The 20,861-nt window shown below is 51.8% G+C and carries 13 protein-coding genes and 1 riboswitch; of the genes, 12 read left to right on the top strand and 1 reads right to left on the bottom strand.

Annotated elements, in window-relative coordinates; translation table 11 throughout:
• The first annotated feature begins 35 nt into the window (after positions 1 to 35).
• Entirely contained in the window at positions 36 to 1,298 is a 1,263-nt protein-coding gene (locus tag A3842_RS21555) for an MFS transporter (protein ID WP_074102762.1), read from the top strand.
• Positions 1,299 to 1,333: 35 nt separating this feature from the next.
• Here A3842_RS21555 and A3842_RS21550 read toward each other — a convergent pair whose 3' ends face one another.
• Positions 1,334 to 2,008: a DedA family protein gene (locus A3842_RS21550; RefSeq protein WP_074086853.1), complete on the bottom strand. Its 675-nt coding sequence runs from the start codon at positions 2,006 to 2,008 to the stop codon at positions 1,334 to 1,336.
• A 108-nt stretch (positions 2,009 to 2,116) separates the two neighbouring features.
• Between A3842_RS21550 and A3842_RS21545 the strand changes: the two genes are divergently transcribed.
• The 11 genes from A3842_RS21545 to A3842_RS21495 all read left to right on the top strand — a co-directional run bounded on the left by A3842_RS21545 (position 2,117) and on the right by A3842_RS21495 (position 20,743).
• On the top strand, positions 2,117 to 3,520 hold the full coding sequence (locus tag A3842_RS21545) for a polysaccharide deacetylase family protein (RefSeq protein WP_074102695.1): 1,404 nt from the start codon (positions 2,117 to 2,119) through the stop codon (positions 3,518 to 3,520).
• Positions 3,521 to 3,669: 149 nt separating this feature from the next.
• A complete protein-coding gene (locus A3842_RS21540; protein WP_083609683.1) occupies positions 3,670 to 5,028 on the top strand; it encodes a DUF58 domain-containing protein in 1,359 nt (452 codons plus the stop codon).
• On the top strand, positions 4,997 to 7,465 hold the full coding sequence (locus A3842_RS21535; protein ID WP_074102693.1) for a DUF4129 domain-containing transglutaminase family protein: 2,469 nt from the start codon (positions 4,997 to 4,999) through the stop codon (positions 7,463 to 7,465). Before A3842_RS21540 ends, A3842_RS21535 begins: the two co-directional genes overlap by 32 nt.
• Positions 7,466 to 7,624: 159 nt before the next feature.
• Positions 7,625 to 9,163 carry a glutamine-hydrolyzing GMP synthase gene (gene guaA, locus A3842_RS21530; RefSeq protein ID WP_074086857.1) on the top strand — a complete coding sequence of 513 codons (1,539 nt, stop codon included), beginning with the start codon at positions 7,625 to 7,627 and terminating at the stop codon, positions 9,161 to 9,163.
• 222 nt (positions 9,164 to 9,385) lie between these two features.
• On the top strand, positions 9,386 to 10,324 hold the full coding sequence (locus tag A3842_RS21525; RefSeq protein WP_074086858.1) for an NADP-dependent oxidoreductase: 939 nt from the start codon (positions 9,386 to 9,388) through the stop codon (positions 10,322 to 10,324).
• 453 nt (positions 10,325 to 10,777) lie between these two features.
• Positions 10,778 to 10,877, top strand: a riboswitch (purine riboswitch).
• A gap of 180 nt (positions 10,878 to 11,057) precedes the next feature.
• Positions 11,058 to 12,458 carry an NCS2 family permease gene (locus A3842_RS21520; RefSeq protein ID WP_074086859.1) on the top strand — a complete coding sequence of 467 codons (1,401 nt, stop codon included), beginning with the start codon at positions 11,058 to 11,060 and terminating at the stop codon, positions 12,456 to 12,458.
• Between the two features lie 120 nt (positions 12,459 to 12,578).
• The gene (locus tag A3842_RS21515) at positions 12,579 to 14,612 is read left to right on the top strand and encodes a phospholipid carrier-dependent glycosyltransferase (RefSeq protein WP_074086860.1); all 2,034 of its coding nucleotides are present in this window, start codon (positions 12,579 to 12,581) and stop codon (positions 14,610 to 14,612) included.
• Positions 14,609 to 18,433, top strand: coding sequence for a glycosyltransferase family 39 protein (locus A3842_RS21510; RefSeq protein WP_074102692.1), 3,825 nt, complete (start codon positions 14,609 to 14,611; stop codon positions 18,431 to 18,433). The genes A3842_RS21515 and A3842_RS21510 overlap by 4 nt, the downstream gene beginning before the upstream one ends.
• A 199-nt stretch (positions 18,434 to 18,632) precedes the next feature.
• On the top strand, positions 18,633 to 19,622 hold the full coding sequence (locus A3842_RS21505; protein ID WP_074102691.1) for a glycosyltransferase family 2 protein: 990 nt from the start codon (positions 18,633 to 18,635) through the stop codon (positions 19,620 to 19,622).
• Positions 19,612 to 20,016: a GtrA family protein gene (locus A3842_RS21500; protein WP_074102690.1), complete on the top strand. Its 405-nt coding sequence runs from the start codon at positions 19,612 to 19,614 to the stop codon at positions 20,014 to 20,016. Before A3842_RS21505 ends, A3842_RS21500 begins: the two co-directional genes overlap by 11 nt.
• A 73-nt stretch (positions 20,017 to 20,089) precedes the next feature.
• The gene (locus A3842_RS21495) at positions 20,090 to 20,743 is read left to right on the top strand and encodes a class D sortase (protein ID WP_083607064.1); all 654 of its coding nucleotides are present in this window, start codon (positions 20,090 to 20,092) and stop codon (positions 20,741 to 20,743) included.
• The last annotated feature ends 118 nt before the right edge of the window (positions 20,744 to 20,861 follow it).

The following is a 20,861-nucleotide window of genomic DNA, read 5'->3' as shown; positions in this document are numbered from 1 at the left end:
ATTTAATGATGAATGTGAGGGTAAGCGTTGTGAACATGAATGGATTGAAAGACAGCTCCGTGGCAGTGCGGACAAGGAATAAGGGAGGGTATTCACGGCTGTTCACAGCAGGTCTTGTAAATGGCATCGGTGACCGGTTCAGTAGTATCGCCATGCTGGCACTCATTCTAAAGGTGACTGGCTCGGGAATGGCGGTAGGGATCGCACTGGGGGTAAGAGTTATTCCCTATCTGTTCATGGCCCCTCTTGCCGGGATACTGGTCTTGAAAATACCGCGCAAAACCCTCATGATGGCCGTTGATATCCTGCGGGTGCCGATTGCACTGTCCTTTCTGCTGGTGGATGGGGAGGACAAGTTATGGCTGCTCTATGCAGGGAGCTTTATTATGGCGGCTGGGGAGGCGATTTACAGTCCGGTGCGCAAATCTTCGATTCCACTGCTGGCCGGACCGGATGCTTTGCTTAAGATTAATAGCCTGGAGCAGTTAATGACCGGATGTGTACTCATCCTCGGGGCATTTACAGGTGGAATTGTGTCCCTGTGGTGGGGGCCGAAAATGGGTTTTGTCCTGAATGCAGCCTCTTTCATGCTGGCAGCACTTCTGATCCGGGGTATAAGGTTTCCGGAGAATGCTGTCAGTGGGGATGAACAGAGTGCAGACTCTGATTCAGCAGAGTTACAGCAGGGATTTCGGAGACGGGCTGGCCGCTTACAGACTCTCAAAATTCTGATTGGCGGCAGTCAGGTGCTGCAGATTATTATGGCCTACGAGTTACTGGTGCCGATTATCAATGGCTGGGACAATGTGTTGATCAGCGTGTATGCTGTGCAGGTTTTTCATGCGGGGGATGCCGGAGTCGGAGCCTTTTATGGCGCGCTGGGCATCGGACTCAGCCTTAGCTTTTTTGCCGGACGGCTACTGAAGAAGAGGCTGCTATCTATCGCGCTTGTCGGATTACTGCTGGAGGGAATTCTGCTGATGAGTATCAGCGGCAGCAGCCACTTTGGAGCGGCCTTTGTCCTTTATATTCTGCTGTCGCTGTGCGGAGGGATAGGCAATGCCTGTCTCGATACACTGGTGATGAGGAATACGCCTCAGGCCCAGCAGCCGGTGGTTTTTGGAATATTGGCAGCGATCAGCGGATCTTTGATTGGAGTGTCCATGTTTGGTGCAGGCTGGCTGCTGGATATGATGGGGCCGAGGGCGCTGGGCTTTACAGGTGGAGCCGGCTTCGCAGGGGTGGCCTTGCTGCTTGGAGGTTTTTCATTGCTGCGCCGGCGCCGGGAGAACAGGTGAAATCAGTCATTTCAGTAACGATAGGGGACAAATCTTCACTTGGAAGGTTCCTTGACCTTGACGTTCACTTTTGAATCCAGGTTCATACTTCCTTTGCGCCGGAGAAGACGGGCGCTGATGCTACGCCGGCAGCGGTAGAGGATAATAAGGGCTGCAAGACCGGCGATACCGGAGACAATCCAGACCGCATTCTGTTCGATGAGGTGAAAGATGCCCATCCACTGCGGACCGAACACTTTTCCGATTCCCAGAAAAAGCACTACCCATAACAGGGCACCGCTGTATGCATAGAGGGCAAATTTCCGGAACGGCAGGGCGGTAATGCCGGAAAAATAGCCGGTAAAATGCCGGACTCCAGGAATGAAGTAGCCTATGGAAACCAGTATACTGCCATAGCGGTCGAACCAATGCTGCGTTTTCTCCAGCTTGGTCTCTGAGAACAAAAACCATTTTCCATAACGGCGAATAAAAGGAAGCCCGGCCTTAAGTCCGATGAAATAAGTCACAGTCATGCCAATTGTAGTTCCGGCAAAAGCTACGGCAATCAGTACAAAGAAGTCAAGTCTGCCGGTATAGGACAGGAAGCCCGCAAATGCCATAGTAGTCTCCCCCGGAAAAGGCAGGGCCACAAACTCCAGCAGAAGTCCGAAGAATAGTACACTATATCCGTAACTCGCGAACAATTCCTGTATCCAATTCAACATTTCCATAGGTCGTCACTCTCCAAGGGCACCATGCCTAAGTCTATTTCGCAGCTTGTCTTCATACAATCTACCAAACAGCGCAAAAAGCGCAATAGAATGCTGGAGGTAGAGAAGATGAAAGAAAGCCGGAAAAATCATATTCGCCCGATCGTTCTAAGCGGGCTGCTTGCTATGGCAGTTCTAATATTTGCAGTAGGGGGATGGGCTGTACTCTATAAGAATAATCTTCCGGCTCCCGTGAAGCAAGATTTGGCCCCGGTAGCGGCGAATTCCGGACAGCTTCAGACGAAGCCGGGCTCCTCTTGGAATGCAGGGGTGTATTCGCCAAACCGACTTTCACAGGCAGCAGGGAAAGTTATGGCTCCAAGAATGGTTATAACCCCGGCGAAAGCTGCTGTTAAGGCAGAAGCTGCTGTGTCAAAGAATAATGCCCAAAATCATCTTCCTGCGCCCAACAAGCACAAGACAGTCTACTTAACATTTGACGACGGCCCCAGCAAAATCACTTCGAAGGTGCTGGAAATCCTGAGGCAGCAAGGGGTAAAGGCGACTTTTTTCGTGCTTGGGGAGCAGGCCAGACAGCGGCCGGAGCTGATCAATGCTATATGGGAGCAGGGCCATTCCATCGGCAATCATACCTATAATCATAATTACCATGATCTATATAGCGGGTTTACGGAGTTTTGGTCTCAAATCAAGCAAACTGAGGAGATTGTCCGCAATATCACAGGGGTGCGCCCGCAGCTTATTCGTGCGCCAGGCGGGACGTTTGGACATTTCGACCAGACGTATTTCCATCTGCTGAAGCAAGCGGGCTATTCCGTCATGGACTGGACAGTAGATAGCGGGGATTCCAGGCGGAAAGGGGTGCCTGCTGCGGATATTTTGAAGGAATCGGTAGCAGATATGAACGCTTCCCGCGTGATCCTCCTGCTGCATGACGGGGGCGGTCATGAACAGAGTGCCAAGGCTTTGCCGGAAATCATCCAGCGCTACAAGTCTGCCGGATATGCTTTTGGTGTACTGGATGCAGAGATGCAGCCTGTCCAGTTCAGAGTATCGGACGCAGCAGCCAAAGCCAGTCGTAACGGGCCTTCCAGGGACTGGATTGCTGCAAATATAGCTCCAAACCGTGAACTGTTCACCTCGGGCAAAGCGCTGGCACTGGAAGTTGGTCTGCTGGAAACCAAGCTGCTGCCCGGGGAATACAGCATCAGCGAAGGACAGTACAGGGTTCCGCTGCGTGCAGTGGTAGAGCGGCTTGGCGGCCGGGTTAACTGGGATTCAGCCAGCCGCACCGGCAAAGTTGTCTGGAATGGCCGGGCCATCATAGCGGATGCTGCGCGCAAACAACTAACCATAACAGGTGCAGATGGCAGACAGCAGGTCCGCAGTGCGGATGTGCAAATGATCGGCTCTTCACTGTGGGTTTCGCTTCGGGGGCTGCTGGAGGCTGCCGGTCATGCGCCGCTGACAACAGCAGTGACCATAGACGAGCGCAGGGTAAAAACGCTTTGAAATGGAGCTAAACAGGAGGTCTAGGCACTCTTTTTCGTGGGAAGAATAGACAGTATCAGGCTTCGAACAGCCATATTACCTAATCGGGATGGCAGTAGGGGCTAGTCTATGACCAAAGGAAGGGTAGTCCATTGTCCTCTTCATCCTTAATGGAACAGAAACCGCTTGAACGGAAGGATCAAAATAGCGTAAGTCCTACCAGGAGCCTGCCTGCCCACTATGGCCGAAATGCCTTGGGAGAGTGGCTGAGAATGCTGGCGGTGGCTGCTGTCACTCTATCCCTGTATGTCTGGCGGGGAGGCGAGACGCTGTTGTTTCTCTTGACGGCCTGCGGAGTTCTTATGATAGGCGGGCTGCTGCTGAAGCTCCTGGGCCCGCGTCAGGTGACCGTTACGAGAAGTCTGTCCCGTGTCAGCTTGGCAGCCGGGGATACGCTGACCGTAGATGTGCAGGTCAGCTTCAGATCAAGCATTCCACTGCCGTGGATGGTTATAGCCGACCACTGGAGCCAAGGACAACACCAGGAATTGCTTTTTCCGGGGTTACGGCGCTCCCTGACTTATAGCTATCCACTGGAGGAAGTACAGAGGGGTGTACACCGGCTTCACGGAAGCAGTGTAAGCTGGGGAGATATGCTCGGCTTATTCACTGGCGGCTGCCAGTCAGGTTGCGGAGACAGCTTCAAGGTCCGTCCGAGACCTTTGTATATAGGCGGAGCGGCGCTTTATAGCAGTATGAAGGCAGGAGACGTGGCACTTAGCAGGAGTACCCGGAATTTCAGCGCTGAAGCTGGTGAAATCCGCGAGTATGCACCAGGAGATCCGCTCAGCCGTATCCACTGGAAGAACAGTGCCCGCAAGGGAACGCTGCAGAGCCGTGTGCCGGAGCGGGAGGAAGGACGCATGTCCTGCATCGTTCTTGCCAACACTCCAGGAGAATATCAAATTCCATACGGGGCTTTGACCCCGCGGGGGCAACGCAGTGCTGCACCCGATGCATTTGAGCAGGCGGTTTCGGCCGCCATGGGTCTGTTGCTGGCCGCTGAGCAGACTGGTTCATATGTGCAGCTCTTCAGCGGCGGGTGGCCTGAGGGTATGGCAAGACATGAAGGACTCGGGCAGATCCCGTCCAGAGTCCAGGATATGCTCACCGAAATTGCCCCCGATGGCGGGCGTTCTCTAAGCACTCTGCTGGAGGATGCCTCGAAGGGCTGGATTCCCGGGATGACCGTTGCCGTCATTACAGGCCGGCTGGAGGAAGAATCCGCCCGTTCCCTTGCCCGTTTTCTGGTGCAGGGTGTGAAGGTTGAACTGTATTATGTCTGGGATCAACCCGCTCCGGAGCCGGCAGGTGGTACTGAGAAGAATTCATGGAGCCCTGCTTCAACGGTCGGCGCCAGCCTGACCAGACTCGGAGCCAATGTATACTGCCTCAGAGACAGTTGCCCGTCAAACGGATACAAGGGGGTCGGAAACCATGGATTCCAGGAGAAGTCAACACTTTGGTAGCATCCAACCGGATTCAGCAGGAGCGATCGCAGGGCTATTAGGCCTGTGGAAGAAACGCCTGGAGCAGAGGAGCGGTACAAGCCCTGCCTCGACCGCCCGGGACCCTTTGGAGAACAGTCAAGCTGATTACAGGGACGGCAGTCCTCTGCATTATCGGCTGCTGTTCTCTTTGGCTATTATGGGCTTGTTCATGGAATGGCTGCTCCCGCTACTCCGGTCTGCCGTCGAGCCGGATACACAGCGGCTGCTGTACACGCTCATGTTCTCCGCGGCAGCATTGCTGCTGTGGGGAAGCCTTCGGCTTCCTAATTTTCTGCTGTATGCGGTTCAATTCATAATGATGTTCCTGACCTGGTTCTATATATGTGCCGCCAACGAAGGGGAACGCTGGCTGGGCACGTATGCTGCCGGGTTTCCAGAGGATGTGGCTTTACTTTTCTCAGGACATCTCTCGGCGCTTAGCGGGAATAGCCGCTTGCTGATTCTGGTGCTGGGCTGGGGACTGCTGGTCTGCTCCGTACAGCAGCTGGCGCTATATAGAGGCAGTACGGCGCTTTTTACTCTCGTGACCTTGGTGTATCTTCTTGCACTGGATATGGGCTTCACGGTCAGAACAACGGGCGATATTATAGTTGCCGTGGGGCTGATTCTATGGATGCAGGCTTTGAATAGTCTGCTCCGGCTAAGAGAGCGCACCGGGAGTGCTTCACTTCCTTATACACGCTGGGGAGTGGCGGCCCTGGGTGCTGCATTAGTGATAATAACAGGGGCCTGGACCGGGGGGCAGTTGTACGGAGCACGTCCGGGAGGGCCAATCACCTTCCAGCCGGTGATGACCATGATGCAGAACTGGGCGTCAGAGCAAATGAAGGAGTCCTACCAAAAGCAACAGGCCCTGTCAGGGAACACAGGCTACAGTTCAAGTGACGCAGAGCTAGGGGCTCCGCTGTCATCCAGTACGCAAGCTGTGTTTAGTGTGTTTGCCTCTCAGCCCTCGTACTGGCGCGGGGAGAGTATAGCTTATTATGACGGGAGACGCTGGATCAGGGACGGAGCGGCATTTCTGCCGGTCAGTCTGACAGGGCTGCCTGTATTCAAACAGGAGCTATCCGGAAATGCAGGGGGGAGCCGCAGACTTGTTCAGCGCGTTCAATTCGCGGTTCCTTCTGCGGGTGGACTTCCGCTGTTCGGTGCCGGAACGGTAACGGATATCCGGGGCGTGATCCTTGAAGACGGGAGCCGGCTTGGCTATGTGCTTGCAAATCCGGAGAAAACCCGCTTCCGGCTCCCCGAAGCGGGAGGCACGGTCAGAGTTGCAGAATACACTGTAGACTCTGTGCTCCCGGAGAGTAACCCCGATGTACTGGCGGCTTCTTCCGGAATGGACCCTCTGTCTGTCCGCAATGAGTATCTTCAGCTTCCCGTGCTGCTGCCTGAACGGGTCACCAAGCTGGCTGCGCAGCTCACAGCTTCAGCGGGTAACCGGTATGAAGCTGTCACCGCTGTGCGGGATTATCTGCAAAGCGGATTCACTTATACGCTGAAGACCCGGGTGCCGCCCACCGGGTCTGATTTCGCGGATGATTTCCTCTTCGTCACGAAGCAGGGCTATTGCGTGCATTTCGCAACAGCGATGACCGTATTGCTTCGGAGCTCCGGTATACCGGCCCGTTATGTCCAGGGCTACGGGACGGGTACGCTGGCGCCGGGCTCCGTGCCGCCGCGTTATGACGTCACCCAGGGCGATGCCCACGCCTGGGTGGAGGTCTACTTTCCCGGCACGGGCTGGGTCCCGTTCGACCCCACGCCCGCTGCCGCTCTCGCCGCTGCCGGAGGCCTCGCGGCAGACCCCCCGGCGGCTGCATCCGCGCCGCCGGGAACCCCCGCGTCCGCTGCGCGCGGCGCGGACGTTCTACCCGCCCTGCCGCAGGCGGGCGGGAACCCGCCAGCGCCGGCAGCAGCGGCGCTGGTGGGGCTGGCCGCCGCCTGGCGCTGGCGGCGCAGCCTGGCCCTGCTGCCGGCGGCATGGCGCGCCGGCAGGGTAAGCCGCGAGCGGCAGCTGCGCGCTGCCGCTCTGGCCTGGCGCGGGCTGGCGGTGCGGTATGGACCGCCGCCGCCCGGGGTGACCGCCAGGGAGTACGTCGCCTCCCTGGCCATTGAGGATGCGCGGCTGTGCGCCGCGCTCCGGCAGTTCATACGCCAGTGGGAAGCCCTGGCGTACAGCTGCCCCGCCGCGTCAGCGCAGGTGCAGCTACCCATCCCGGCCGTCCCGCTGCTCCGCACAGCGGCGTCGCTCCCGGCTGTCCCGCCGCTCCGCACAGCGGCTAACCTCAAGCACCAACGCCGCGCCGGGGCCGCAGCCGCCAGCAAAAAAGCCGCTGCCGAGGGCGCTGACTTTATCGGGAGCTGTCTGACTATTACCTTTCGCCTGACTTAATGACATTTTGGCTCATCCCCTATACTGTGAACATCTGCCAAATTGTTGATATTTGCTTGCTGTACAAGGGCAAAACCATTGAATAAACGTGCCTTCCTTTCCTTGACGGTAAGAATTAACCATGAGTATAATGAATCCAATAATCAAGGGAGGCACGTAATGAACAAGCCAAATGAAATTATCGTCGTTCTCGATTTCGGGGGACAATACAATCAACTTATCGCGCGCAGAATTCGGGACCTGGGGGTATACAGCGAGCTTCTGCCGTACAATACGCCAATTGAGAAGATTAAGGCACTATCACCGAAGGGGATCATCTTCTCTGGTGGACCAAGCAGTGTTTATGCCGAGGATGCACCTCATGTAGATCCGGCTATTTATGATTTGGGCTTGCCGATTTTTGGTATCTGCTATGGTATGCAGCTTATGGCCCACCAGCAGGGCGGAAAGGTTGAACGTGCGGACAAGCGGGAATACGGCAAGGCCAACGTTGACTTTGAAATGGGGGCTGTACTTGCTACCGGACTGGATAGCGGTCAGACCGTTTGGATGAGCCATGGTGATCATGTGGTGGAGCTTCCGACCGGATTCAAGCTGGATGCCGGCACAGAGAGTGCACCGATTGCGGCAATGAGTCATGTTGACCGCAAATTCTTCGCTGTGCAATTCCATCCTGAAGTACGCCACTCCGTGAACGGGAATGAGATCATCTCGAACTTTTTGTACGAGGTTTGCGGCTGCGAAGGCAAATGGACGATGGAATCCTTTATTGAGGATGCTGTTAAGGATATCCAAGACAAAGTCGGCGACAAAAAAGTGCTCTGCGCCCTCAGCGGCGGTGTGGACTCCTCGGTGGTGGCGATGCTGATTCACCGGGCGATCGGCGACCAGCTGACCTGTATGTTTATCGACCACGGCCTCCTGCGGAAAGGTGAAGCAGAGAGTGTCATGGAAACCTTTGTCGGCAAATTCGATATCCATGTGGTGAAGATCGATGCGCGCGATCGTTTTCTGGGCAAGCTGGCAGGTGTCTCCGATCCCGAACAGAAACGTAAAATCATCGGTAACGAATTCATCTACTGCTTCGACGAAGAATCGGCCAAGCTGGGTGACTTCTCCTTCCTTGCCCAAGGTACGCTGTACACCGATATTGTAGAGAGTGGAACGGCAACGGCGCAAACCATCAAATCGCATCACAATGTCGGCGGACTGCCGGAAGATATGAAGTTCAGTCTGATCGAGCCATTGAATACGCTATTCAAGGACGAGGTGCGCAAGCTGGGCGAAGAGCTGGGAATGCCGCATGCCATTGTCTGGCGTCAGCCTTTCCCGGGTCCAGGACTTGCTATCCGTGTGCTTGGCGAAGTGACCGAGGAGAAGCTGACCATTGTGCGCGATTCCGATTACATCCTGCGTGAGGAAATTGCCAAAGCCGGTCTCGACCGCGAAATCTGGCAGTATTTCACCGCATTGCCTAACATGAAGAGTGTAGGCGTTATGGGTGACGAACGTACCTACTCCTACACTGTAGGTATTCGCGCAGTAACCTCCATCGACGGCATGACGGCCGACTGGGCACGTATCCCTTGGGATGTGCTGGAGAAGATCTCCGTCCGTATCGTCAACGAAGTGGACAACGTCAACCGCATCGTCTACGATATTACCTCGAAACCGCCTGCAACGATTGAATGGGAGTAGGCTTGAATTCCAATACTGCATCTCAACCTTCACATCCACGATTGCCGTGGATGTGAAGGTTTTTTGTTCCTGTAATTTTTGAGAAATGGATGTTGCCTCCATCAGAGGACAGCGAAGCCGTTTCTTTTTATTTGAATGCTATGGAAATTGTTTGGTCATTTGCATTTTTTGTGTAATGAGATGGATAATACTGTTGAAGCGTGTATTTAAGGAGGAGAAGCAATGAGAGCCATCGTCATCGATCGTTATGGGGGCAAGGAAGAACTTCAGGAAAGAGAAGTGCCGAGCCCTGCTCCGCAAGCGCATCAAGTCGTAGTCAAAGTGGCCGCCACCTCGATCAATCCGATTGACTGGAAGCTGCGGGAAGGTTACTTGAAACAAATGATGGATTGGGAGTTTCCGATTATTTTAGGGTGGGATGTTGCCGGGACGATTTCAGAAATCGGCAGCGGGGTAACGGATTGGAAAGTGGGGGATGAAGTGTTTGCACGCCCGGAAACGACCCGCTTTGGCACATATGCTGAATACACTTTGGTGGATGATCACCTGCTGGCACGCAAGCCTGGCAACATCTCATGGGAAGAAGCCGCATCGGTTCCGCTCGCAGGCCTGACGGCTTGGCAGGCGCTTTTTACCCATGGTGGACTGACTGCTGGAGAAAAGGTATTAATTCATGCTGGTGCAGGTGGCGTGGGTATGTTCGCGATCCAGTTTGCCAAACAAGCCGGAGCCTACGTGATTACGACAGCAAGTGAGCGTAATCACGAACTGCTTGCTTCACTCGGAGCTGATCAGATTATTGATTACCGTACGACCCGGTTTGTAGAGGTTTTATCCGACGTGGACCTTGTGTTCGACACGATGGGCGGGGACATACAGAAGGACAGCTTCCAAGTGTTGAAAAAACATACCGGGCGGATTATATCGATCGTCAGCAATTTTGATGAAGAGCTGGTGAGGGAGTTTGACGTAACCGCAAAAAATATATGGCTGGAGCCCAATGGCCAGCAGCTTCAGGAAATTGCCGGCCTTTTGGAGCAGGGGAAGGTAAGGTCAGTGGTCGGTGCAACGTTTCCTTTTTCGCAAAAGGGACTGTATGATGCCCACGCATTAAGCGAGACCCACCATGCTGTTGGTAAAATAGCCATATCTTTTTCTTAAAGAAAGTCCATTGGCAAGCAAGGTTGGCCCATGGTGTAATGAAAGAAATCGCTCCTTTTGGGATGGTTGGTGGTACAACCATTTTACCAAAATGGGCGATTTCTTTTTTTATTTATTAGGATGAATGAGGCAATTTCCGCTTAAACAGCAGAGCGTCCACCCAAGCGATAATAAACTTCTTACTCCAAGACTAGGAGGTGTCCCGAGCAACCATTTCATTTTGCGACACCCCCTGCTACTTCTGCTAAACGAAGGGATACCCTCTCCTTGACAAGGACAAGCTAGACGAAGGGATTAGAAATTACACCGTAGAGCTGCTCAAGCTGCTTAATTACAGCTACAAGTAAGTGTGCCGCGACAAATGTCTGAATTACGAACAATATTTAAAACCTTGCCCATAATGTTCGTATTTACCATTGACAAGTGATGTCATGTACACCTAAAATAATAAAGCGTTAGAGCAGCATAAATATTCGTATAATTCTGGGAATCGGCCCGGAAGTCTCTACGAGGTCACCGTAATGACCTGGCTACGATTAAGAAGAGCAAAGCCTTCACGATCCTTCGGATTTGAGTCCGATATTTCTCGCTGAAACGGTACCGTCCTTTGTATGGATGGCACAGTCGTTTTGGCTTGACAGGCGCGAAGCTGTTCTTTTTTCGGGCCGGTGTCTTCCAAGATGCCGGCTTTTCTGTTGCTTTCAGACAACATACACCTTAGGGGGAGAACAATTTGAACCGCTTTTTCAGGTTGAAAGAAAACGGCACCACAGTACGCACAGAGATTATGGCCGGTCTGACCACTTTTATGGCAATGGCGTATATTTTGTCGGTTAATCCGGGTACACTTACCGCCTTTGGCCGCATTGACATGGGATGGTATCCAGTATTTCTGGCAACCGCTCTGGCAGCGGGGATCTTCACCATTGCGATGGGGCTGTTTATTAATTTTCCGGTAGCTTTGGCACCTGGTATGGGCCTTAATGCATATTTTGCATCCGTAGTTTTATCCTCACAGACCACTGATCATCCTTTTTCCTGGCAAATGGGTCTGACCGCCGTATTTATTTCCGGTATTATCTTCATCCTGCTTACGGTCACTCAGATCCGGCAAATTCTACTTACCGCCATTCCTGACAGTTTGAAGCATGCTATTACTGTTGGTATCGGCTTATTTATTACCATTATCGGCCTGAAGAACAGCGGACTCATGACAATCGGCGTTGAAGCCGGCAAAGACATCGCCGCGAATAAGTTCACTGATGTGCTTTCCTTTGAGACGGTTATTCATATGGGCAGCCTGGAGAACTCCAATGTTCAACTGGTTATCATCGGCCTCTTATTGATTTCCATCCTGATGGTGTTGAATGTGCGCGGTGCAATCCTGTTCGGGATTCTGGGAACAACAGTAGCCGCTATTCTCATGGGCGTTGTTGATTTCAGCAGCCTGTCGAGCACTGACAATCACTGGGTTCCTGATTTCTCGCAGCTCAACTTCTGGCAATTTGACTGGGAAGGCATTATGCACACAGGTATCGTATCCGCGATTGCCACCTTTACTTTCGTAGAATTGTTTGATACCTTTGGTACGCTTGTCGGGACGGCTCAGCGTGCAGGAATTATGAAGGACCCTGAAGAAGGCAAGAAACGTGTCGGAAAAGCGATGTTCGTTGATGCAGTCGCTGTTGCCGGCGGTGCGGTGCTGGGTACTTCCACCACTACCGCTTACGTTGAAAGTGCTGCCGGGGTTGCTGAAGGCGGACGTACAGGTCTGACTGCCGTTACAACAGGTATCTGCTTCCTGCTTGCACTGTTCCTGGCTCCAGTTGTGGCGCTTATCCCTGGCCCCGCTACTGCGGCTGCACTGATTATTGTTGGTGTGCTGATGGCTCAATCCATCCGCGAAATCGATTTTCAGGATATGGTGCTGGCGATTCCAGCCTTCCTGACCTTCGTAATTATGCCTTTCACTTACAATATCGCGAACGGGATCTCCTTCGGAATTGTTACGTACGTTATTCTGGCCTGTGTAGCCAACCTGGCCGGCAAAAAGAAATACGACATCCACTGGATGATGTGGGTGCTCGCTGTTCTGATCGTACTGCGTTACCTTATGATCGGCAGCCAGGGCTAAGTTAAGTATATATAATCCGGCATATGCAGATTTATGTTTTTGCGGTCCCTTCTATTGAAGAAGGGGCCGTTTTCTAATATTGGAGAGTAACTTCGGTACAACCTCTGCTGCGGTCTTTTCTTGAGCCGGCATTTCGATTATATTGTTGAAGAGGTGATCCTATTGTCCGGTTTTTTCCAAAAGGTATATCGGTCCTGCAAAGACAATCCGTGGCCGCTTGTACTGTTTATACTGGGTGCCATTGTCAGAACGGTTTATCTCGGCTCCATTCCCTCAGGACTTAACCAGGATGAGGCGTCCATTGGTTATGATGCTTACGCGATCCTTCATTATGGGATTGACCGCAATGGTGTCCATCTTCCCGTTCACCTCATCGCCTGGGGCAGCGGGCAGAATGCATTGTATGCTTATTTATCCATGCCTTTCATTGGGCTCTTTGGATTGACACCGCTGTCGGTAAGGGCGCTTAGTTTGGTGATGGGCCTTTTAGGCATGATTTTTTTCTATTTATGTATGAAGAGACTGTTTCCATCCAGAGCTGCAGGCATTATCGCCATGTTCTTTATCGCCATCAACCCCTGGCATATTATGATGTCCAGATGGGCGCTTGAATCGAACTTGTTCCCTACCTTGATCCTGATTGCCGTCTATTGCCTGCTGAGATCATTTCAGAATCCTAAATGGACTTACAGCTTCACCGTTATCCTGGCTATCTCGCTGTATGCATACGGTACAGCCTACTTTTTTGTGCCGGTATTTGCTATCTGTGCGGCATTTCTTCTATTGTATAGTAGAGCCATGAAATTCCGGATGTTAGGCTGGAACAGTATTCTATTTGTGCTCCTTGCTGTGCCTATACTATTATTTATAGTAATTAATCATTATGGGCTTCAAGAGATTGGAATGAAGCTCTTCACGATTCCCAAATTAACGATGCCCCGGGTGGAGCAGATTTCCTCTGTATTCAGCGGACAGCTCCTGCAGACGGCATCCGGTAACTTCAGTTCATTTCTCCAGCTTATGCGCAGCGGAAGTGACGGGCTGCCCTGGAATTCCATATCTCCATACGGTTATGCTTATCCGATTGCGCTGCCCTTTGCTCTGCTTGGGCTTATCGTCCTGGTCTATGAGTTCTTCCGTCGCGGACGCGAAGGGCTTGTGCATATCGTCGTGCTGCTCTGGCTGGGCATTGCCGTACTGATGGCCCTGATCACAGATGTGAATATCAACCGGATTAATATTATTTTCTACCCGTTGATTATGCTGGTTGCTGCAGCTGTATTCTGGCTATATCAGAAACTTAAGCCTGCCGGTATAGTAGCAATTTTAGCATTTGCTGTAATGTTCGGCTTTTTTACAAATACTTATTTTCGTGAGTTCCCCAAGAACATCGGTCCAGCCTTTTATGACTCATTGGGGGAGGCTATCCAATATGCTTCAGAAGCAACCAGCGGCAGTGTCTATGTCACGGATAAGGTCAACATGCCCTATATCTATGTGCTCTTTTATGAAAAGATCAATCCGCATGACTTTCTGGATTCCGTCAAATACATCAATCCCGGAGATGCCTTTCAGAGGGTCGCTTCGTTTGGCCGGTACAAATTTGGCGCGCCAGACATGCAGCCGGGGCAGAAGGCATATGTCTACAGGAATAATGAGCCTGTGCCTGCTGTGAATGGAGGCTACACGATTACGCGGTTCACGAATTACAGTGTGCTTATTTATAACCATACGGAAGGTATGAATGCTGCTGATGTAGAAGGAGTGCAAGCAGAGGTTCCTAATGGAGGATTTGAAGAGGGGGCCGCAAGCTGGGACTTTTCAGCGGGGACAGGTGTTGCGCACAATAATCCTTACTCGGGTGCAAGCCATGCTTACCTGAATATAGGTTCTGACAAAAGCATCCTGCAGACCTTTGCCGCAAAGACAGGTATCTACAAGTTAGCCGCCATGGTAAGCGCCGGAGGTTCCGGAGGAAGGATCGGTATTCGGGTAGATGGCGCTGTACGTGCGGAAACTGAACTGACTGCAGGGGATGAATATCACTCTGTTGTACTTCCGGATGCTTCCCTTAAGCAAGGCGAGCAGGCGGAGATCTACATAACCGGCGGGAACGGCTGGATTAACATTGACGAGGTGAGGTTGGAACGATGATCAAGAGTACACGCGCGGCCGCAATGATGCTTTTAATGCTGTTATTGTTCATTCTCCCTGTAACAAGCATTCATGCAGCGGGCAATTTATTGCAGAATCCGGGCTTCGAGGATGGAGAAAAGGGTGCTCCTTCGGGCTGGACCAAGGATATGTGGATCGCGGGGGACAACTCCGGGCTGCTCTCAGTGCAGTCTGAGGATGTCCATTCCGGAAGCAAGGCAGCAGTTATTGAGAATCTGGAGCCCAATCACCTCAAATGGGTGCAGACGATTGCTGTTTCGGCTAACAGCTACTATAAGATCTCCGGTTATGTCAAAATCGTCAGCACCGCAGGCGAGGGCCTTGGTGCGAACATTTTTCCGGTAGGCATCGGAGGCGGTTACCCCGCTACCAAGGATACGGCTGGAGATTGGCAGTATCTTGAATTCTACGGCCAAACGGGCCCCGGGCAAAAAGAGCTGGGCATCGGTGCGGCCCTCGGCGGCTATGCCAGTCTGATTCAAGGTAAGGCTTACTTTGATGATCTGTCAGTAGAGCAGGTAGATGCCGCTCCTGGAGGGGCCAGTGTCATCTCGCTTGACAGCGGAGCGGCGGCAGCCCAGAACGGAAGCAGCAAAGCTGCTGAGACACCGCACAAAGTATCGCCTGCCAAGCTTCTTTTACTATCGGCGGTATTTAGCGTCTTTTTCGCTTTCTTCTATAATAGGGCATTCCGCAGTGACCGGCTTCTGAAGCAGCCGGATGCTATCTATACCAGATGGCTCTATGTTGTCTTCGGCGCAGCATTGATCCTGCGGGTCTGGATCGGATTGACCGCACAAGGATATCAAAATGACATGAATACCTTCATCGCCTGGGGGCAGCGTCTTGTGGACCTGGGGCCAGGAAAGTTTTATGAAAAGGGGTATTTTGCTGATTATCCTCCTGGATATTTGTACATATTGTATGTGCTTAGCCTCATTCGCGGGCTGTTCGGATTTGCACATGGCTCCGGAGGAGAGAATCTGCTCTTTAAGCTGCCGGCAATCATCTCCGACTTGGTACTGGGCTGGCTGATCTACCGCGCAGGCCGCAAGAAGCTGGGCTCCGGTGTGGCTATCGGCCTGATGTTGCTGTTCCTGTTCAATCCGGCTGTACTGATGGATTCTGCTGCTTGGGGGCAAGCGGACTCGTTCTTTTTAGTGTTCCTGCTGCTCAGTATTCTGGCTGCCTCGGAACAAGGATTTGTGCGTTCGGCTATCTTTTTTGCTCTGGCCACGCTGATTAAACCACAGGCCCTAATATTCACGCCTGTTCTGCTGCTTGCTTTCTATCATCACCGTGCGTGGAAGCAGCTGGCGGTCGGCGCCCTTTACGGTCTTGGCATCTTTGCCGTTCTGGCTGCTCCATTCTTCTGGAATAATGGCGGACTCGGAGGACTTATTGACCTTTATAAGGGAACCTTATCCTCCTATCCTTATTCCACGGTGAATGCCTTTAATCTATATGCGCTGACCGACCCGATGTGGGCTTCGATTGATTCCATGTGGCTCGGGATTACCTACCGTGCCTGGGGGTTTATTTTCATCCTGGCGGCCGTTGCCCTTGCAGCGTATTACTCTTTCATAAAAGACCGCAAAGACCTGTCGAAGTCCTTCTTCATTGGTATGGTTCTGATTATAATCGTGTTCGTGTTCGGTACCAAAATGCATGAACGTTACATGTACCCGGCCTTGATCCTGTGTCTGTTCACCTATATTGAGAGCCGTGACCGGCGGTTCTTGACGCTGTTCCTCGGCTTTACTTTGACACAGTATCTTAATGTAGGGTATACATTGGCTCATCTGAACGCCGGCAATAACCCGCCCTCAGACGGGATTGTGCTGGTGACTGCAATTGCCAATATCGCTTTGGCGTTATATATGCTGTATGTAGGCTATTCCGTATATGTCCGTAAAAACATCAAAGAGCTCGTATCACCGGCCACTCCATCAGAGAAGTATGATGCCGATATGGAACTCGCTGAGGGAATCCGTCCGCTGGTGAAGAGCGTTAGAGCCGGCAGGTTTAAGCTGCAGCGCAAAGACTGGATCTGGATGCTCGGCATTACCGCCGTATATGCGGCATTGGCCTTGTTTCATCTGGGCTCTACCAAAGCCCCGGAAACCCTGTGGGAACCGGCAGCCAGCGGCCAGAGCTTTTATGTAGATCTTGGCCAGAGCAGGCAGCTGGAACGTGTGAATATATTCGGCGGTGTCGGAACCGGCAAATTCAAGCTGGAGTTCAGCGAGTCGCCGGATGTCTGGAACAGCCCGCTGGACGTCAACGAAGATGTCGGTAATGTATTCATTTGGAAAAGCCAGCCTTTGAACGTAGCGGCAAGATATGTGAAACTGACCGTCACATCGCCAGGCTTCACTTTGAATGAGATGGCCTTTTATGAACAAGGAGGAGGCAAAATACCGCTTCCGGTAGCAAGCATTACACCTGATGGCGCTGCTGCCAAGAGAGGCCAGCCGTCCAACCTGTTTGACGAACAGTCGATTATTCCGGAAAACTCCGGGTTCATGAACAGCACCTACTTTGATGAAATCTATCATGCCCGTACGGCCTATGAGTATGCCCATGGTATTGTTCCGTATGAGAATACCCACCCGCCGCTTGGCAAGCTGCTGATCTCGGTCGGCATGGAGCTGTTCGGCGTCAATCCGTTTGGCTGGCGGATCATCGGTACCCTCTTTGGGATCGCAATGCTGCCGCTGATCTATATAATGGCCCTGAGGCTCTTCAAAAAGAGTCTCTACGCCGCACTTGCCGCCGGACTGTTCGCACTCGATTTCATGCACTTCACCCAGACGCGCATCTCAACGATCGATGTCTACGGCGTATTCTTCATTATGCTGATGTTCTATTTCATGCAGAGGTATTTCACAATGAATTTCTATCGTGTACCACTGCGCCGGACGCTGGTCCCCCTATTCTGGTCGGGTCTGTTCTTCGGAATCGGCGTTGCCTCCAAATGGATCGTAATCTATGGAGGAGCCGGGCTTGCTATTATGCTGGCGCTTGGCTTATTTGAACGCTATAGAGAATACAAGGCGGCGGGACGTTTGCTGTCTGAAGGCATAGTGGGGGATCAGGAGCTGAAAGCCGCTTGCCACACTGCTGCCGGATCATTCTGGAAGAATACTATCATTACCCTGCTTAGCTGTCTGTTGTTCTTTGTAATTATTCCAGGCATCATCTATAGCCTGTCCTTTATCCCTGTACTGTCCGTCTCGGCGGATGGCTATACCTTCAAAGGCCTGATCCAAGCGCAGAAGAATATGTATGATTACCACAGCCAGCTTGTTGCCACTCATCCGTTCGCTTCTTCCTGGTGGGAGTGGCCGTTTATGAAACGGCCGGTATGGTTCTTCAGTGGGGGAGAAGGCCTGCCCGAAGGCCAGGTCAGCAGTATTGTCACGATGGGGAATCCGCTGATCTGGTGGACCGGAGTCTTTGCTATGCTGGCTGCAGTCTGGTTTACAGTGAAGCGCAAGGACAAGAACCTGTACATGATCTGGATCGGGTTCTTCTCGCAGTATGTACCGTGGATGCTGGTGCCGCGTGAGACATTCCTTTACCACTATTTTGCGATGGTGCCGTTCATGATTCTTGCCATTGTATATATCATGAAGCTGCTCGACAGCAAATATCCCGAAGCCCGCTACATGCGTTATGCCTATGTGGCCGGAGCCGCACTGCTCTTTGTATTGTTTTATCCCGTACTGTCAGGTATGCAGGTCAGTAAAGACTATGTGGACGTTATGCTGCGCTGGTTCCCTTCTTGGGTATTCTAGTGGACTCGCAATGCTTGTGAGGCAGCTGTATATCTTTTGATTTATGTAGTAAATAACTAGGCATATGCTTCTATGGCGGTGTTGTATGGAGCCGATCTGGAAGCATATGCTGATTCAACTAAGCGTGTGCTTACAAAACCTGTTTTACTTATAAAAGGATCTGAAGTAATGCTTCATAAAATTCTGAGGAGGAACAAAGGTGAAAGCCAGATACAGTGTAATTGTCCCCATGTTCAATGAGGAGGAAGTCATTCAGCATACGTATGAGCGTCTCAAAAAGGTTATGGACGGTTGCGGCGATTCCTACGAGCTGGTCTTCGTCAACGACGGAAGCCGGGACCGTACAGCCGAGATTATGCGCGGGGTCAGCCGTCAAGATGAGCATGTCAAGCTGATCGATTTCTCACGCAACTTCGGCCACCAGGTAGCGATCACGGCGGGGATGGATTATGCTGAAGGCGAGGCGGTCGTTGTTATTGATGCGGATCTCCAGGACCCGCCGGAGGTCATTTTGCAGATGATCGCGAAGTGGAAAGAGGGCTATGATGTTGTTTATGCCAAGCGGCTCAAACGCCACGGAGAGACTTTTTTCAAAAAAGCAACTGCGAAGATCTTCTATCGTTTGCTGAGCAGCATGACAAGTGTGGATATTCCTACAGATACAGGGGATTTCCGTTTGATTGACCGTAAAGTATGCGATGTGCTGCGTGGTCTGAAGGAGAAGAACCGTTATGTGCGCGGGTTGGTAAGCTGGGTGGGCTTCCGGCAGACCATGGTGGAATACATCCGTGAAGAGCGTTTTGCCGGCGAAACCAAATACCCCCTGAAGAAAATGATCCGGTTTGCGCTCGACGGCATCACCTCCTTTTCCCATAAGCCGCTGAAAATCGCCTCCTATGTTGGCTTTTTTCTTTCCTTCTCCAGCTTTCTTTATTTATTCTTTGTTTTATTCCAAAGGGTTTTCACTTCTTGGACCGTTCCGGGCTGGGCTTCTATCGTGGGCGTCAACCTGCTGTTTAACGGTATTGTGCTCATGCTGCTTGGTGTAATTGGTGAATATATCGGGCGGATTTATGATGAGTCCAAGGATAGACCGCTGTATATCGTGCGCGAGACTAAGGGCTATGGTGACGTTGATAGGGATGTAGAGCGCGCGGACATGCGGAAGGAAAGCGATTATGTTAAATAAAAAACTGAATGCAGGTTTTGTCCAGTTTTTGAAATTCAATGCCGTAGGCCTGCTGAATACATTGATTGATTTTGCCGTATTTACCCTGCTGCATTCGCTTGGAATGATGAATACACCGGCACAGATTATTTCATACAGTACCGGTACAGCCAACAGTTTTATATGGAATAAAAAAGTGACCTTTAAGGACCACAACCGCGGGAGTCAGGACGGATTTGACCGGATGCAGCTGGTTAGGTTTATTGTACTTAACCTCGTTGTGCTGGGCATTTCGGTGCTGCTTATGCATTTGCTGACAGACCGCTTCGGTCTTCAGGTGCTGATTGCCAAAGTGCTGGTTACCGGTGTAACCGTGATTATAAATTTTTTCGGAAGCCGGAAGTGGGTATTTTGAAAAGGCTCCTTCAAATGAGGGGACAGTCCTTTCTGCCAGGGGCTGCACAAACTAACTTACGGAGGTGATGTTCATGCGCAAGTTCTCTTATCTTATTATTCTTGCTGGGATTCTGATTATGCTGTACCCCAAAGCTAACGAGTGGTACAACGATTGGCAGCAGCAGAAGCTGCTGGAAGAAGCTGAACAGGCTTATAGTGAAAGTGCGCCTTCAACGTCTCCGGAGTCCGACCTGAGTAAGCAGTACGCCAGAGTCACGCAGCTTCTTGCAGACGAGTCTTCAGGGGATCAGGCGGAGGCGACGGAACCGCCATCCCCTGAAATTCGGTTGGGTGGGAAGATCACAGGCATCATCCAGATCGATAAAATCAATCTGAAGCTCCCTATCCTGGAGGGCGCCACCAAAGCCAATATGAAACATGCTGCCGCTCATATGCAAGAGACCGCTGCAATAGGACAGGTTGGCAATGCTGCGATTGCAGCACACAGATCAAGAACGGCCGGCCGGCTTTTTAACAGATTGAATGAAGTTGCGATCGGCGATACCATATCCGTACAGACGAGTGGGCATGATTACCGCTATGTAGTATACGATATCTCGATTGTTGAACCTACGGATGTTTCCGTCTTGAATGGCCGGGGTGATGACAAAATACTCACACTAATTACTTGTGATCCATTGGTTAACCCAACCCATCGCCTGATTATCCACGCTAAGATGTCCTAAATTCGGCAAGCCGTGACTTGAAAATTCCGTATTGTAAGAATTTTATCAATAAATAGTGGGAATCTAGTGATTTAGATCTTGTATATAGAGATGAATATGGTAGTATATAACTATAAAA

The sequence above is a fragment of the Paenibacillus sp. P3E genome (assembly GCF_001909045.1).
Lineage (GTDB): Bacteria > Bacillota > Bacilli > Paenibacillales > Paenibacillaceae > Paenibacillus_AQ > Paenibacillus_AQ helianthi.
The sequence above is the reverse complement of the archived record's forward strand: the minus strand, read 5'-3'. Positions and strand labels throughout refer to the sequence as shown.